Source organism: Collinsella ihumii, assembly GCF_900046475.1.
GTDB lineage: Bacteria > Actinomycetota > Coriobacteriia > Coriobacteriales > Coriobacteriaceae > Collinsella > Collinsella ihumii.
The window spans coordinates 589,070-606,257 of the sequence record NZ_FCOU01000003.1 but is presented as its reverse complement, the minus strand read 5'-3'; the positions used below and the strand labels follow the sequence as shown (position 1 = coordinate 606,257).

9 protein-coding genes are annotated in these 17,188 nt (G+C 63.3%); 5 read left to right on the top strand and 4 right to left on the bottom strand.

Annotated features, from left to right (window positions below):
- Positions 1 to 117: 117 nt before the first annotated feature.
- Together BN3789_RS03890 and pyk are read right to left on the bottom strand one after the other, a co-directional pair.
- Entirely contained in the window at positions 118 to 1,044 is a 927-nt protein-coding gene (locus tag BN3789_RS03890; protein ID WP_147569523.1) for a hypothetical protein, read from the bottom strand.
- Positions 1,045 to 1,284: 240 nt separating this feature from the next.
- A complete protein-coding gene (pyk, locus tag BN3789_RS03885) occupies positions 1,285 to 2,745 on the bottom strand; it encodes a pyruvate kinase (protein WP_066830194.1) in 1,461 nt (486 codons plus the stop codon).
- A 479-nt stretch (positions 2,746 to 3,224) separates the two neighbouring features.
- Here pyk and BN3789_RS03880 point away from each other — a divergent pair, with 479 nt between their 5' ends.
- Together BN3789_RS03880 and BN3789_RS03875 are read left to right on the top strand one after the other, a co-directional pair.
- A complete protein-coding gene (locus tag BN3789_RS03880; RefSeq protein ID WP_066830192.1) occupies positions 3,225 to 5,909 on the top strand; it encodes a cation-translocating P-type ATPase in 2,685 nt (894 codons plus the stop codon).
- 431 nt (positions 5,910 to 6,340) lie between these two features.
- On the top strand, positions 6,341 to 9,028 hold the full coding sequence (locus BN3789_RS03875; protein ID WP_066830189.1) for a cation-translocating P-type ATPase: 2,688 nt from the start codon (positions 6,341 to 6,343) through the stop codon (positions 9,026 to 9,028).
- A 485-nt stretch (positions 9,029 to 9,513) separates the two neighbouring features.
- Here the strand turns inward: BN3789_RS03875 and BN3789_RS03870 are convergent, their stop codons facing one another.
- Together BN3789_RS03870 and BN3789_RS03865 are read right to left on the bottom strand one after the other, a co-directional pair.
- Positions 9,514 to 10,629, bottom strand: coding sequence for a CdaR family transcriptional regulator (locus tag BN3789_RS03870; RefSeq protein ID WP_066830186.1), 1,116 nt, complete (start codon positions 10,627 to 10,629; stop codon positions 9,514 to 9,516).
- A gap of 125 nt (positions 10,630 to 10,754) precedes the next feature.
- The gene (locus BN3789_RS03865) at positions 10,755 to 12,281 is read right to left on the bottom strand and encodes a UxaA family hydrolase (RefSeq protein ID WP_066830183.1); all 1,527 of its coding nucleotides are present in this window, start codon (positions 12,279 to 12,281) and stop codon (positions 10,755 to 10,757) included.
- A 411-nt stretch (positions 12,282 to 12,692) separates the two neighbouring features.
- Here BN3789_RS03865 and BN3789_RS03860 point away from each other — a divergent pair, with 411 nt between their 5' ends.
- The 3 genes from BN3789_RS03860 to BN3789_RS03850 all read left to right on the top strand — a co-directional run bounded on the left by BN3789_RS03860 (position 12,693) and on the right by BN3789_RS03850 (position 17,158).
- Positions 12,693 to 14,060 (top strand): GntP family permease, encoded by a 1,368-nt coding sequence (locus BN3789_RS03860; RefSeq protein WP_066830181.1) that lies wholly within the window; start codon positions 12,693 to 12,695, stop codon positions 14,058 to 14,060.
- A gap of 130 nt (positions 14,061 to 14,190) precedes the next feature.
- On the top strand, positions 14,191 to 15,534 hold the full coding sequence (locus BN3789_RS03855) for an enolase C-terminal domain-like protein (RefSeq protein ID WP_066830178.1): 1,344 nt from the start codon (positions 14,191 to 14,193) through the stop codon (positions 15,532 to 15,534).
- A gap of 298 nt (positions 15,535 to 15,832) precedes the next feature.
- The gene (locus tag BN3789_RS03850; protein WP_066830175.1) at positions 15,833 to 17,158 is read left to right on the top strand and encodes an enolase C-terminal domain-like protein; all 1,326 of its coding nucleotides are present in this window, start codon (positions 15,833 to 15,835) and stop codon (positions 17,156 to 17,158) included.
- Positions 17,159 to 17,188: the final 30 nt, after the last annotated feature.

Genomic DNA, 17,188 nt, shown 5'->3' with positions numbered 1-17,188 from the left:
ATAGGGAGAAATGGCGCTCTAAAATCGCACCAAACTCAACCCTCCATCTTTGTAGGTTTTGCTTAAAACGGATTTTTATACAAAAGAATTTCCGATACCTGCACGTTTATAACAATTCTATTCAGTCCAAGATTCGGGCAACAAGAGCTTTCTCAGTGCGAGGCGAGATGTGTTCCGTCCGGGCTCGCAGCGAGAGAAATCTACCCCCAGATAGCGCGCGAGCCGCTGCACGACCGCCTCAAAGCGATCGAAATCCTTGATGCGCGACGGCGTGATGAACATCACGGTGTAGCCGGTCGCCTCGATGTCGTCGCGTCGGTCCTCGTCTGACTCCCTCTTCTCTACTCCTGCGTGATGCTCGCTGCTCTGGTATTCCAACACGACGCGCGCGGACCGATAGACCAGGTCCCCGTAGCGGATTTGAGGGACATGCATCGATCCCAGATACTGGATAACCGGCAGGTCGGCGTTGAGCTCCGGCAGGGGAAGGCCGTAGCCGCCCTCGGACACGGGCAGACAGAGCAGCAAGAACAGCACCGTCTCCATGGGGGAGGCGGACCCGTCCTGCAAGATGCGCGCAAATCGCTTTGCCCGTTTTGCGCCGTAAATGCCCGGATTGCGCGCAATAAACTCCCGAATAGACTTTGCGGTCGTCAAGACGGGCAGGTCATATGTAGTAAAGCATTCGTTATCTGAAAAGGCGGGCAGCGTATAGGTCCCGCACAGCTCCAGTCCAAGCTGGATGCTCGTCGCGAAAGAGTGCTTCTGGCCATACAGGATGAACAGCAGCTCGGGTGTCACGCGCAGGCAGTCTTCATCGATGCTGACAAGATAGGGCTCCGTGATGCTCGCAGAGAGTGCTCGGCAGGTAATGAGCTTGGAGTTGCGCCGATGTGCATGTTCGGGGACCAGCACCATGTAGGGCTGCGTGAGCCGGGCAATAGTGTCCGAGCGCTCGACAAGTTGCTTGATGTCGCGCGCGTTGCTTGCCGCGTCGAGCATATCGGCCGGCGCGAACGCAACCGACGCATAGTCGCGCGGCATGGCGCCCGAACGGATGAGCTCAAGTGCCGTTTTGTCTGTCGCATAAAGTCTTTTCATGCGACCAGAATATCACAAGTTAAGTAAAAACTATAAAAGAAAGCAAAATAATATGATGCGTACCAAATGGAACCTATGCATCACATGGTACAAGAGTAAAAGAATACCCCCGCCTACATATATAGACGGGGGTATGCAAGCTGTCAAAAGGGCAGGCGTGCGGCAAAATGCCGTGAGCCGGCGTTAGCGCACCTGCGCGACGTAGGCCACGTTGGTGGACGTCGCCTTGCCGTCGAGGTGGATGGACATACGCGGATCGCCAGCGGTGGCAACGGTGAGGTCGCCTTCCTTGACGTAGCCGAGCTCCTTGGCGGTCTCGATCGCCTTGATGATGGTGCCGTTGACGGTGCCCTGCGTGATGGCGGCCAGGTGCGGATCAACGCCCCAGTACATGATCATCTGCTGAACGGCCCACTCGTGACGGGAGAACGCGCAGATGGGCACGTTCGGACGGAAGTGGGAGATCAGGCGCGCGGTGCGACCGGTGGTGGTGGGAACGGTGATGCACTTGGCGCCCACGACGGTGGCCATGTTCACAGCGGACATACCCACGACGTTGTTGATGACGCGGGTGCCGTGCGCGTTCTCGGGGGCCTTGAGCTGCGCGTGGACGGGAAGGTGCTTCTCGGTCTCGTGCGCGATGTGGGCCTGCATCTTGACGGCCTCGACCGGGTACTGGCCGGCAGCGGTCTCGCCGGAGAGCATGACGGCGTCGGTGCCGTCATAGATGGCGTTCGCGACGTCGGCGACCTCGGCGCGGGTCGGGCGCGGGTTGTGCTGCATGGAGTCGAGCATCTGGGTCGCGGTGATGACGGGCTTGTAGGCCGCGTTGCACTTGGCGATGATCTCCTTCTGGATGTGCGGCACGAGCTCGGGAGCGATCTCGATGCCCAGGTCGCCGCGGGCGACCATGATGCCGTCGGAGGCCTCGAGGATGTCGTCGAAGTTCTGGACGCCCAGCGCGCACTCGATCTTGGGGAAGATCGTGACGTGCTCGCCACCGTTCAGGCGGCAGAGGTGACGAATCTCCTCGACAGCCTGGGCGTTGCGGATGAAGGAGGCGGCGATGTAGTCGATGTTCTCCTTGATGCCGAACAGGATGTCCTCGCGGTCACGGTCGGTGATGGCGGGCAGGCCGATCTCGACGTTGGGGATGTTGACGCCCTTGCGCTCGCCGATCTCGCCGGTGTTCTTGACGACGCAGTGCATGTCCTGGCCGTCGATGGACTCGACCTCGAGGGCGACCAGGCCGTCATCGATCAGGATGAGGGAGCCGGCCTCGGCCTCGGAGGGGAGGTCCAGGTAATCAAGGGAGATGTGGGTCTCGTCGCCGAGCCAGTCCTCGGAGGTGGGCTGCGCGGTCACGATGATCTTGTCGCCCTCGTGAACGGTGATCTTGGCGTGATCCTTGAGCAGGCCGGTGCGGACCTCGGGGCCCTTGGTGTCGAGCAGGATGCCCACGGGGATACCGAGCTCGCGGGAGATGCGGCGGACGCGCTCGATGCGCTCGTGATGCTCCTCATAGGAGCCGTGCGAGAAGTTGAAGCGGGCGACGTTCATGCCCGCCTTGATCATCTCGCGGAGGGTCTCGTCGCTGTCGCAGGCAGGACCCATGGTGCATACGATCTTCGTGCGCTTGTACATTCAGACCTCCATCTGACGGTAAGAGTGCGCTGATAAAACGAATTACCAGCGCGTATTATAGAAGATAATCACTCACAGGAACGTAAGAGATGCATCATCTCTGAGTCATCACACAAGTTTTACGAGAACGATTCCATAAGTGAGAAGCTACTGGTTTTCCGAACGTGCTCGAGGGGAGCCTACGGGATGGAAGGGGCTTGCACAAGGTTCTCCATACCAATTTAGTGCGTTTATTGGTCCGCCGCGCATGTGGCGGCGTCCACACGCGGTTGACAAGTCGCCGACCTGAGCGCCTGCGCCGAATATCGACCGTTTGCGTAGAACATGAATAAATTGTGTAGGAGCGCGCTACACTTTTGTTTGTTGTAAGCCGCTGGCCGGTACGCAGCCTCTAGAGGCCCTTGCCCCTTCTCACGGGGAATTAAGATCGGGCAAAATCTGCTGGCCAGCACGTGTTCCCAAGAGGGGAGAAGCAAAGTATGCAGAAGGAATACTTAGCTTCGGCCGAGGAGGTGCTCGAGGACCAAGCCTCGAATGCCGAAACCGGTCTTACGGCAAGCGTGGCCCAACAGCGCCTGTCGCAGTTCGGTCCCAACAAGTTGGACGAAGAGGAGAAGACGCCGCTGTGGATCCGCTTCTTCCAGCAGATGGCGGACCCCATGGTCATCATGCTTATCGTCGCCGCCGTCATCTCGGCGGTCACGGGCATGATCCAGGGCGAGTCGGAGTGGGCGGACGTCGTCATCATCATGGCGGTCGTCATCATCAACTCCGCGCTCGGCGTGATCCAGGAGGCCAAGTCCGAAGAGGCGCTCGAGGCCCTGCAGGAGATGAGCGCCGCGCAGTCCAAGGTCATCCGCGACGGCAAGATGACCATGCTGCATTCGTCCGAGCTCGTTCCGGGCGACGTCGTGCTGCTCGAGGCCGGCGACTCCGTACCTGCCGACTGCCGTGTGCTCGAGAGCGCGTCCATGAAGATCGAGGAGGCCGCGCTCACCGGCGAGTCCGTCCCGGTCGAGAAGCACGCGGATGCCATCACGCTCGAGGCGGGCGTCGATGACGTGCCGCTGGGCGACCGCAAGAACATGTGCTACATGGGCTCCACCGTGGTCTACGGCCGCGGCCGCGCTGTGGTGGTCGGTACCGGCATGAAGACCGAGATGGGCAAGATCGCCGGCGCCCTGACCGAGGCCAAAGAGGAGCTCACGCCGCTGCAGATGAAGCTCGCCGAGCTGTCGAAGATACTGACCATCATGGTCATCGTCATCTGCGTGGTCATCTTCGCGGTCGACCTGCTGCGCTCCGGCATCGGCAACGTCGCCTCCGAGCCGCAGATGCTGCTCGATACCTTCATGGTCGCCGTGTCGCTCGCCGTCGCGGCCATCCCCGAGGGCCTCGTGGCCGTCGTCACCATCGTGCTGTCCATCGGCGTGACCAAGATGGCCAAGCGCCAGGCAATCATCCGCAACCTGTCCGCGGTCGAGACGCTCGGCTGCACGCAGGTCATCTGCTCCGACAAGACCGGCACGCTGACCCAGAACAAGATGACGGTCGTCAAGCACGAGCTCGCCTCCTCCGAGGAGAAGCTGCTTGCCGGCATGGCCCTGTGCTCCGATGCCAAGTGGGACGAGGAGGCCGGCGAGGCCGTGGGCGAGCCGACCGAGTGCGCGCTCGTGAACGATGCAGGCAAGGCCGGTATGCAGGGTCTCGATATCGAGCACCCGCGTGTGGGCGAGGCCCCGTTCGACTCCGGCCGCAAGATGATGTCCGTCGTGGTCCAGGAGGCCGACGGTTCCTTCGAGCAGTACACCAAGGGCGCTCCCGACGTCGTGCTGAACCTGTGCACCCAGGTCTTTGACGGCGACAAGATCGTGCCCATGACCGAGGCGCGCCGCGAGGAGCTGCTGGCCGCCAACAAGGCCATGGCCGACGAGGCCCTGCGCGTGCTCGCGCTCGCGAGCCGCACCTATGCGGAGAAGCCGACGGACTGCTCGGCCGAGGCACTCGAGCATGATCTCGTGTTCTGCGGCCTGTCCGGCATGATCGACCCCGAGCGTCCCGAGGTGGCCCCGGCCATCAAGGAGGCCCATGGCGCCGGCATCCGCACCGTCATGATCACGGGCGACCACATCGACACCGCCGTGGCCATCGCCAAGAACCTCGGTATCGTCGCCGACCGCAGCCAGGCCATCACGGGCGCCGAGATCGACAAGATGTCCGACGCGGAGCTCGACTCCCAGATCGAGAAGTACGGCGTGTACGCGCGCGTCCAGCCCGAGCACAAGACCCGTATCGTCGAGGCGTGGAAGTCCAAGAACAAGATCGTCGCCATGACCGGCGACGGCGTGAACGACGCGCCGTCCATCAAGCATGCGAACATCGGCATCGGCATGGGCATCACCGGCACCGACGTCACCAAGAACGTCGCCGACATGGTGCTCGCCGACGACAACTTCGCCACGATCATCAACGCGTGCGAAGAGGGACGCCGCATCTACGACAACATCCGCAAGGTCATCCAGTTCCTGCTGTCCGCGAACCTGGCCGAGGTGTTCTCGGTGTTCGCGGCGACCATCATCGGCTTCACGCTGTTCCAGCCCATCCAGCTGCTGTGGGTCAACCTCGTCACCGACTGCTTCCCGGCGCTCGCGCTGGGCATGGAGGAGGCCGAGGGCGACATCATGCGCCGCAAGCCGCGTAACGCCACCGACGGCGTGTTCGCCGGGCACATGGGCCTCGATACGGTTGTCCAGGGCCTGATCATCACCGTGCTGGTGCTTGCGAGCTTCTTCTGCGGCGTGTACTTCGACATGGGCACCATCGACATCGCCAACATGATGGCGGGCACCGCCGACGAGGAAGGCGTCATGATGGCGTTCATCACGCTCAACATGGTCGAGATCTTCCATTGCTTCAACATGCGCAGCCGCCGTGCCTCCATCTTCCATATGAAGAAGCAGAACAAGTGGCTGTGGGGCGCCGCGATCCTCGCGCTCATCCTGACGCTCGTCGTGGTCGAGTTCGACCCGCTGGCCGAGATCTTCTTCGGCGTGACCGCGCTCGAGCCGCGCGGTATGATCACCGCGCTCGTGCTCGGTTTCCTGATCATTCCGCTGGTCGAGATCTACAAGGCCATCATGCGCGCGGTCGAGAAGGACGCATAGCCTTTGCACGCATGTGCGCTCCGATGTGCACGGGAGGCCCCTTTCGGGCCTCCCGTTTTTTGTGCGTCGGCACGGCGCGGGCCCTGGTTGAACGGGGCGGGTGCGAGGCCGCCGCGCGGGGATTTCGGCTCCCGACAGGGGGTTTGTCGAGTATGTCCGCCGTCTGCTGCGGTCCGCATCCCCCGCCGCGTTGCAAATGGTACGCAGACCAATGGGCGCTCAGCTCTCGCTGATATTTCTCGCAATTTGTAACATGGCCTTTTCAAAGGCAAGTCTGTAGGCTTAATACCGTCGTTATAGGGTATTATTGCTACTCATTGCAAGACGCCAGCTAACATGGCAGCCTTGAAGGGCCCTTGCCCCGCGCTCCTGGGGAATTATGATCGGGCTTCAACCTGTTGGTTGGCACGACACCCAGGAGGAAGAAAGGTATGGAGAAAGAGTACCTGGCTTCGGCAGAGGATGTGCTCAACGCGCAGTCCTCGAACGCCGAAACGGGCCTTACTGCAGCCGTGGCGCAGCAGCGCCTCGGCGAGTTCGGTCCCAACAAGCTCGATGAAGAGGAGAAAACTCCGCTATGGAAGCGCTTCTTCGAGCAGATGGCAGACCCCATGGTCATCATGCTTATCGTCGCTGCGGCGATTTCTGCCATCACGGGCACCATTCAGGGTGAGCCCGAGTGGGCCGACGTCATCATCATCCTGACCGTCGTCGTCATCAACTCCGTGCTGGGCGTGGTCCAGGAGGCCAAGTCCGAGCAGGCGCTCGCCGCGCTGCAGGAGATGAGCGCCGCCCAGTCCAAGGTCATCCGCGACGGCAAGCTGGAGCACCTGCCGAGCGCCGATCTGGTCCCCGGCGACATCGTGCTGCTCGAGGCCGGCGACTCCGTGCCCGCGGACTGCCGCATCATCGAGAGCGCATCCATGAAGATCGAGGAGGCCGCGCTCACCGGCGAGTCCGTCCCGGTCGAGAAGCACACCGATCCCATCGTGCTTGCCGAGGGCACCGACGACGTGCCGCTGGGCGACCGCAAGAACATGTGCTATATGGGCTCCACCGTCGTGTACGGCCGCGGCACCGCCGTCGTGGTCGCCACCGGCATGAAGACCGAGATGGGTAAGATCGCCGACGCGCTGACCACCGCCAAGAAGGAGCTCACGCCGCTGCAGATCAAGCTGAACGAGCTCTCCGGCATCCTGACCAAGCTCGTGCTCGGCATCTGCGTGGTTATCTTCGCCGTCGACCTCATCCGTCACGGTGGCGAGCTGGGCTCCAACCCCGAGATGATCCTCGACACCTTCATGGTCGCCGTATCGCTCGCCGTCGCCGCCATCCCCGAGGGCCTCGTCGCCGTCGTCACCATCGTGCTGTCCATGGGCGTCACCAAGATGTCCAAGCGCCAGGCGATCATCCGTAAGATGACCGCGGTCGAGACGCTCGGCTGCACCCAGATCATCTGCTCCGATAAGACCGGTACGCTTACCCAGAACAAGATGACCGTCATCAAGCACGAGGTCGAGGGCCCCGACGCCCTGCACGTGCGCGCCATGGCCCTGTGCTCCGACGCCAAGTGGGATCCCGAGGCCGGCGAGTCCGTGGGCGAGCCGACCGAGTGCGCGCTCGTGAACGATGCCGCCAAGCTCGGCTTCTATGAGGGCGGCGACGCCGCCAAGTACCCGCGCGTGGGCGAGGCCCCGTTCGACTCCGGCCGCAAGATGATGTCCGTCGTGGTCAAGACCCCCGAGGGCACCTTCGAGCAGTACACCAAGGGCGGCCCCGACGTGGTGCTCGGCCGCTGCACCCAGGTCATGAACGCCGACGGCTCCGTCGAGCCCATGACCGACGCGCGCCGCGAGAAGATCATGGCCGCCAACAAGGAGATGGCCAACCAGGCGCTCCGCGTTCTGGCCTCCGCCGTCCGCATGCACGACGAGCAGCCTGCCGACTGCAGCCCCGAGGCCCTCGAGCACGACCTCACCTTCGTGGGCCTGTCCGGCATGATCGACCCCGAGCGTCCTGAGGTCGCCCCGGCCATCGCCGAGGCCAAGGAGGCCGGCATCCGTCCCGTCATGATCACGGGCGACCACATCGACACCGCCGTGGCCATCGCGAAGAACCTGGGCATCTGCGAGGACGCCAGCCAGGCCATCACCGGTTCCCAGCTCGACAAGATCTCCGACGAGGACTTCAAGGAGAAGGTCACCGAGTACAGCGTGTACGCGCGCGTCCAGCCCGAGCACAAGGCGCGCATCGTCGACGCCTGGAAGAGCCGCGATAAGATCGTCGCCATGACCGGCGACGGCGTGAACGACGCCCCGTCCATCAAGCGCGCCGACATCGGCGTGGGCATGGGCATCACCGGTACCGACGTCACCAAGAACGTCGCCGACATGGTGCTCGCCGACGACAACTTCGCCACCATCATCAACGCGGTGGAGGAAGGCCGTCGTATCTACGACAACATCCGCAAGGTCATCCAGTTCCTGCTGTCCGCCAACATCGCCGAGGTGCTTTCGGTCTTCGTGGCGACGCTCGTGGGCTTCACCATCTTCCAGCCCGTCCAGCTGCTGTGGATCAACCTGATCACGGACTGCTTCCCGGCGCTCGCGCTCGGTATGGAAGAGGCCGAGGGCGACATCATGAAGCGCAAGCCGCGTAACGCCACCGACGGCGTGTTCGCCGGCGGCATGGGCATCGACATCGTGTTCCAGGGCGTCATCATCACCATCCTTGTGCTTGCGAGCTTCTTCGTGGGCGTGTACTTCGACATGGGCTACATCGACATCGCCGACATGATCGCCGGCACCGCCGACGAGGAGGGCGTCACCATGGCGTTCATCACCCTGTCGATGGTCGAGATCTTCCACTGCTTCAACATGCGCAGCCGCCGCGCGTCGCTGTTCAGCATGCCCAAGCAGAACAAGTGGCTGTGGGGCGCCGCGCTGCTCGCGCTCATCCTCACCGTCGTGGTCGTCGAGTTCCACCCGCTGGCCGTGATGTTCGGCTTCATGGAGCTGCCGCTCGAGGCGCTTGCCTGCGCCATCGGCCTCGCCTTCCTGATCATCCCGATCATGGAGATCTACAAGGCCATCATGCGTGCGGTCGAGAAGAACGACTAGCATCATCTGGGTCCTACATCCCCGCTGACGACAAGGCCCCGAGGGATCGCCCTCGGGGCCTTTTTTCATCCCGAATAAGTGCAAATTCGGGGACGTACCTTCCGCGTGCACTTTTGCAAATTGGGGACGTACCTTGGGGGTGCATGTTTGCAAATTCGGGGACACCCCTTGATGGGCTGGTTGGGGCCAGGCGCGTTTCAATCCATCCCATCTCGGCATTTCCGCAGGATTCCGATGTTCAGCCCGCGCTGTTTTGTGAAAACTTCCGCCGGAGCATCCGTATCCACGGGCCAGACCGAGGTTTACACATGGGGAATACCCCGTCAACGTGCAGAAGCGCGCGCTCAAGGGGTGTCCCCGAATTTGCAAACATGCACGCGGAAGGTACGTCCCCGAATTTGCACGGCGGAGGCTCCGGGCGCAGAAAAAAGCCCTCCTGTCCCGCGTGGGACAGGAGGGCGAAGCCTGGGCTCGACGGTCGCGCTCTATTGGCGGCGGATGTAGCGGCGCAGCAGGAACGCCATGGTCAAAACGGCGAAGCCGGAGAGCTTGCGCGGGTTGTAGCCCGTCTTGTCGGCGATCTTGTTCAGGCGGTTCTGCAGCGTGTTCTTGTGCAGGAACAGCTCGTCGGCGCAGTGGACGATGCTGCCGTTGTGGCGGGCATAGGCCTCGAACACGACCTGGAAGGAGTCGACTTCCTCGTCGGATAAGCCGCTGAACACATGGTCGACCAGGCGCTGGGCGTCGTCGCGCGGAATGGAGGAGACCACAAGGCCCAGGTCCATGCTGTCGTAGCGCTGGGTGAACCCCTCCTGGGCGAACTCGTTCCACTCGAGGGCGCGGCAGGCCTCCTCGTAGCTGCGCCAGTAGTCGGAGCACGATTCGGCTGCCATGCCGATGCCGAAGCGCACGGGCAGGCGCAGCAGCCGGTGGGCGTCGTCGCGGATGCCCTCGAGCAGGCCGGGCAGGGCGCGCTCGTCGCGCGTGTCGATAAACAGGCACAGTTCGCGCTCGGAGAACGCGAAGAAGCTCGTCTGCAGCTGCTGGAAGCGCGCGTGCATCATGGCGAACAGCGCATCGTAGTCGGGCACCTCGTCGGTCTCGACGCGGCCCACTACGACGATGCGCGGGCGGTTCAGGTCGATGCGCAGAAACGAGGCGTAGTAGGCGACGAGCTCCTCGTCGTGATGCTTGAGCTTGAGCATGTTGACGAGGTTCTGCACGCGCGAGCGGCGGTCGTACTGGACGGCCTGGTCCCAGTTCTCACGGATGAGGATCTCGGTCATCTTCTTGATGACGACGCCGAACGGCTCGACCTCGGAGCGCTCGCCCGTGATGCCGATGACGGCGACGACGGAGTCGTTGAAGACGACGGGCACGTTGATGCCGTGCTTGGCGCCCTTGAACTCGTGCTCGTTGTCGATGGTGACCGTCTGCTTGGTCTTGATCGCCAGACGGGCGCCGTCATGGCTCGTGCCGATGCGCGAGCGCACCGTGCTGGCGATGATGGTCCCGGTGGTGTCGAAGAGATTGATCTCGTGGTTGATGACGTCCTTGAGATTGGTGACGATGCTCTCGGCAATCTGCGGATCGAGGTTCATAGCGCTTCCTCATGAGGAGAGGGGGCCCTCCGTGCGGACGGCCCCCATCGGAATTCGTACATGGCATGCGATCTGGCGCTGAAGGCGCACGCCTTATGGTACCCGACGCATGCCTTCATAGATCATTAGGTAATGGGCGCGGGATTGAAGACGCACAGATCGTTCGCGAGGCCGTGCTCTTCGGCGTGCGATTTCTTGCGACCGCTCACCACGTCGAGCAGCAGCAAGAACAGCTCGGTGCCCACTTCTTCGATCGTGCGCTCGCCGCTCGAGACGGGGCCGGCGTTGACGTCGATGAGGTCGGGCCACTGCGCGGCGACCTCGCTGCGCGAGCAGACCTTGAGGACGGGTGCGGCCGCCAGCGAGTAGGGGGTGCCGCGACCGGTCGTGAACAGCTCGGCGCCCATGCCGCTGGCGAGCTGGCAGGGGCCGCAGCACAGGTCGCTCGCCGGGGTGGCAGCGTAGATGAGGCCGTGCTTGGTGGGGCGCTCGCCCGGCGAGAGGACCTCGACGATGGGGGAGCGGCCGGACTTGGCGATCGAGCCCATGGCCTTCTCGACGATGTTGGACAGGCCGCCCTTCTTGTTGCCGGGCGTGGGGTTCGCGGAGCGGTCGGCGCCGCCGCGGTCCAGATACTCGTCGTACCAGCGCATCTCGGCTGCGAGCTTCTTCTCGGTCGGCTCGTCCACGCAGCGGTGGGCCAGCAGGTACACGCCGTCGCGCACCTCGGTGACCTCGGAGAACATGGCCGTGCCGCCGCCGGCGACCAACAGGTCGACGCAGTAGCCGATCGAGGGGTTCGAAGCCACGCCGGAGAAGGCGTCCGATCCGCCGCACTGCGCGCCGATCAGCAGGTCGGACAGCGGCAGCGTGACGCGGCGGCGCTCGTTCAGGCGCTTGAGCTTGGTCTCGGCCATGGCGCAGATCTTGTCCATCATGTCCTCAAAACCATGGCAGTCCTGAAGAATGATGACGTTGTCGGGGTTGTTGTCCTCGGGACGGTCCTCGCAGAACATCTCGGGCGAGAACTTCTCGCACCCGAGGCCCACGAGCATGAACTCGCCGCCGAAGTTGGGGTGCTTGGCGATGTTGCGGATGATGCGCTTGGGGATGTAGGCGTCCGTCGCGTTGATGGCGACGCCGCATCCGTACGCATGGCTGACCGCCACGACGCCGTCCACGTTGGGGTACTTGGGCAGGATGTCGCGCTTGATGCGTTCGACGGCCTTGTTCACCACGCCGGCGGCGCACTGCACTGTGGTCTGGATGCCCAGGTAGTTGCGCGTGCCGCCGTAGCCGCCGGGCTCGACGGGCGCGTAGCCCTCCCAGGTGGTGACCGGCGGGGTGGGCAGGTCGGTCACGATGTTGGTGCCCCATTCCATCTCGTCGAGCGGGGGAGGGGTGGGAAGGTCGAGCGACGTCTCGTTGATCCACGTGCCCGCAGGGGTGTCCTGCTTGGCGTAACCGAGGACCACGCCGTAGCGGACAACGTTGCCGCCCTTGGGGATGTCGGCCAACGCGATCTTGTGCGCCTGGGGGATATCGCTTTGCGCGATGACCCCGCCGCCCACGTCGGTGCCGGCTGCGATGTCGTGCAGCGCGATGCCGACGTTGTCGATCTCGTTGATCTTGACGTACAGCGATGCGGCCATATACCAGCTCCTTTCCATATAAAGGCAGCTTTCTCTACGCGCTTTACTCTATCGGTGTGTCAATGTCTAAAAAATGTTTTCTGTACCACCAAACGGCCAATTCACCTGCTCAAGCGATGGTATTTGGACTCTTAAAAGGGTATGCAGGTTAGCTCATCATTTCTCCATAAGCAAGCGAGCGGCGATATGCCCGATCTTTCGCTTCCGCGGTCCGCGCAGGCCGCAGGCAGCAGGATGAGCGAGCGTATCGGTGCTTTAGTTTTGGGCGCACGTGGGCGCAACGAGGTGCGGGCCGTCGGCTGCCAGTCTGCCCGACGCGATCGAGTTGTGTGCTGCGTACCCTGAAGGAGAGAAAGGAGAGGGGGAGAACACATCTAGTTCCAACGCATGCATCTGTAAGGAGGAAAGAGTATGGATGCAGGACTTCTTAGTCTGATTGGCATTCTCGTAGCCATGGCCTTCCTGATCATCGCTTCGATCAAGGGTCTTCCTATTCTGGTCGTCGGCCCCGTGTCGGCAATCATCGTCTTCGCGTTCTCGAGCATGGGTCCCGCAGAGATCCTGGAGAACATGGCCGGTGCCTACTCTGAGGACTTCGCCGGCTTCTCGCAGAGCAACTTCTTGCTCTTCCTGCCCGCGTGCATCCTGGGCGCCATGTTGGGCGATTGCGGTGCCGCTCAGAAGATCGCCATCAAGATCGGCGACGTCGCCCAGCGTCTGGGCGGCGGCAAGAACGACATGATGTCCAAGTACCTGGTCATCATGGGCCTGTCCCTCATCACCGCCATCCTGTCCTTCGGCGGCGTCTCCGGCTTCGTCGTCATCTTCACCATCGCGCCGATCTGCCGCGAGATCTTCAAGAAGATGGACATTCCTTGGCACTTCGTCATCGCCGTCGCCGTCTACGGCGGCTCCATGTGGACCGCTATTCTGCCGGGCTCCCCGTCCGTCCAGAACCTCATGCCCATGAGCTACCTGGGCACCGAGGCCACCGCGGCTCCGGTCCTGGCCATCGTCACCACGCTCACCTGCATCGTGTTCGGCGCCTGGTACATCTGGTTCGTCCTGCGTCGCAACGAGCGTCGCGGCGAGGGCTACCTGCCCACCGGTAAGCTCATGGAGGAGAACTCCAGCGAGCTCGACACCTCCATCCTGGGCGACACCTGCACCAACTGGGAGTTCATCAAGGCCCTGCTGCCCTCCATCGTGCTGCTGGTCTGCATGAACGTCATCCTCGTCGACTACGATCCGTGGATCTCGCTGACCATCGGCTGCCTGGTCTGCTATGCCCTGTACTTCAACAAGTTCCAGAACATCGGCAAGACGCTTGGCGCCGGCTGCACCTCCACGATGAAGTCCATCATGAACGTCTCCGCGGTCGTCGGCTTCGGCGCTGCCGTTGAGCTCGCCCCCGGCTTCCAGTACGTCGTCGACAACCTGAACGCCATCCCGGGCACCCCGCTCATCCAGCTCTGCCTGGCCACCAACCTCGTTGCCGGCATCACCGGCTCCGCCTCCGGCGGCGAGGCCATCGCCCTGAACCTGTTCGCTCAGCGCTTCGTCGACATGGGCATCAACCCCGACGTCGTGCACCGTGTTGTCGCCGTGTCCTGCTACGGCCTGGACTCCATGCCCTACAACGGCTCGGCCATCAACCGCCTGAACTACACCAACCTCGACTACAAGCGCGGCTACATCCACGAGTTCATCCTGGGAGCTATCTTCCCGTTCATCAACTCGTTCTTCTGCGTCTTCTTGGCATCGATTGGTATCGTGTAGTCAACCATCGACATGAGTTGGGAGGGTCCGGTTTCGAGTCATCGAGATCGGGCCCTTTTTGTTTCGCGGAAGGCGGGCGCGGGAGGGTGTTTGGCCGCGCCGGGTCCTTCTGCAAGGAAAGGAGTATCGCATGGACGTCAAGATCGAACGAATGGAGGTCGTGCCGGTCGCAGGCTATGACAGCCCGCTTCTGAACCTCGCCGGCGTGCACGAGCCGTTCTTCACGCGCAACATCGTGGTGCTGACCGACTCGGCCGGCTACACCGGCGTGGGCGAGGTCCCCGGCGGCGAGGTGATCACTAAGCGTCTCGAGAGCCTGATCCCGCTTGTCGAGGGCAAGCCACTCGGCCGCTTCAAGCAGACGCTGCTCGAGGCCCAGGAGTTCCTGAGCGCCAACATGGCCGCCGCTGCCGCCGCCGGCGGGGCCCAGACGGCGCACGCCCAGATCTTCTCCAAGGTCACCAACGTCATCACCGGCATCGAGACCCCGATGCTCGATCTGTTGGCCAAGCATCTCGAGGTGCCCGTCGCCGCGCTGCTCGGTGACGGCCAGGTGCGCGAGGACGTGCGCTTCCTCGGATACCTGTTCTATGTCGCAGACCGCAACGTCGTGGGCGGCCCGTACCTGCACGACGATGACGACTCCGACGAGTGGGGCCGCATCCGCCGCGACCCGGCGCTCACGCCCGAGGCCATCGTGCACCAGGCCGAGGCTGCAGCCGAGCGCTTCGGGTTCCATGACTTCAAGCTCAAGGGCGGCGTGTTCCCTGCGCGCGAGGAGATCCGCGCCATCCGCGCCCTGAAGGAGCGCTTCCCCGAGGCCCGCATCACCATCGACCCCAACGGCGCCTGGTCGCTCGCCGAGTCCGTCGAGGTCTGCCGCGACCTGGTGGGCGTGCTGACCTACTGCGAGGATCCCTGCGGTGCGGAAGGCCGCTTCTCCGGTCGCGAGACCATGGCCGAGTTCCATCGTCAGACGGGCCTGCCCACGGCCACCAACATGATCGACACCGACTGGCGCGAGATGAAGGCGGCCATCCGCCTGGACTCCGTCACGATCCCGCTGGCAGACCCGCACTTCTGGACCATGCAGGGATGCGTGCGCGTGGCGCAGCTCTGCCATGAGATGGACCTCACCTGGGGCGTCCACTCCAACAACCACTTCGACATCTCGCTCATGATGGTCGCGCACGCTGCCGCCGCGGCGCCTGGCTTCGTGAACGCCTGCGATACGCATTACATGTGGCAGGACGGCCAGCATCTGGGCAAGACGGCCCCGCAGTTCCACGACGGCTGCCTCACGGTGCCGCGCGACAGCATCGGCCTGGGCATCGATCTCGACCGCGCCAAGCTGGACGCCGCCCACAAGCTCTATGTGGACAACGGCTGCGGCACGCGCGATGACGCGCGCGGCATGAACGCGCTCATCCCCGGCTGGACCTACGACCCGCATCGTCCGGCCATGGTGCGCTAGCACGCATGCGGAAACGGTCGTCCCGCGTCGTCCAGGCGGCGCGGGGCGACCCAATCGGGGAGGGGCCGCATTTTTCCGCGAACGGTCCCGCCTCTGTTCCCAAAGACGTGTCGCGCCCGCTCCCGATGGGCAATTTTACCCCTGATGACCTGCTAGAATAGTACGCAGAACATCTTGTGTCGCGCTGCATCTGCGGCTTATGTCCTATCGAATATGGGAGCGCCTGCACCAGGACGGTAGATTTAGAACCATCATCTCGACCGGCAGTGATCCCGGTCGCCGAACAGGAGGAGTCCTTATGGTACCCACAATTGAGAAAATCGAAGTCTATCCCGTTGCCGGCTACGACAGCATGCTGCTGAACCTCTCTGGCGCCCATGGTCCGTACTTCACGCGCAACATCGTGATCCTGACCGACTCCGAGGGTGTCGAGGGTATCTCCGAGGTCCCCGGCTCCACCAAGATCACCGAGGTCCTGAACGAGATCGACGACCTGGTCATCGGCCAGCCCATCGGTCAGTACAAGAACATCGTCAAGTCCATCCACGACAAGTACGCCTCGCTCGACGCCGGCGGACGCGGTGACCAGACGTTCGACCTGCGCACCACCGTGCACGTCCAGACCGCCATCGAGACCGCGCTGCTCGACATCCTCGGCAAGCACCTGAACGTGCCCGTGGCCTCCCTGCTCGGCGACGGCCAGGTCCGCGACTCCGTGCGCTTCCTCGGCTACCTGTTCTATGTGGGCGACCGCAACAAGACCGACCTGCCCTACATCCATGACGACGACGATTCCGACGCCTGGGGCCGCATCCGCCGCGACGAGGCCCTCACGCCCGAGGCCATCGTCGAGCTCGCCAAGGCAGCCTACGAGCGCTACGGCTTCAAGGACTGGAAGCTCAAGGGCGGCGTCTTCTCCTGCCCCGAGGAGCTCGAGGCCATCCGCGCCCTCAAGAAGGAGTTCCCGAACGCCCGCATCGACCTCGACCCCAACGGCGCCTGGTCGCTCGCCGAGGCCGTCGAGAACTGCAAGGACATGGTCGGCATCCTGACCTACTGCGAGGATCCCTGCGGTGCGGAAGGCCGCTTCTCCGCGCGTGAGACCATGGCCGAGTTCCATCGTCTGACCGGCCTGCCCACCGCGACCAACATGGTCGCGACCGACTGGCGCGAGATGAAGGCCGCCATCCGTCTCGACTCCGTGTCCATCCCGCTGGCCGACCCGCACTTCTGGACCATGCAGGGCGCTGCCCGCGTCGCGCAGCTCTGCCACGACATGGACCTCACCTGGGGCGTCCACTCCAACAACCACTTCGACATCTCGCTCGCGATGGTCGCCCACTGCGCCGCCGCCGCGCCCGGCTTCTACAACGCCTGCGATACGCACTGGATCTGGCAGGACGGCCAGTTCCTCACCAAGAACCCGCCCAAGATCGAGGGCGGCGAGATCGCGGTGCCCTACGACGTGCCCGGCCTCGGCATCGAGATCGATCGCGACGCGCTCGAGAAGGCGCATCAGCTCTACGTCGAGAATGACCTCGGTACGCGCAACGACGCCATCGCCATGCAGTACCTCATCCCCGGCTGGAAGTTCGACGGCAAGCGCCCCTGCCTGGTTCGCTAGCCGCTCGGGGCGCCGGCGCCGCGCGGCGCG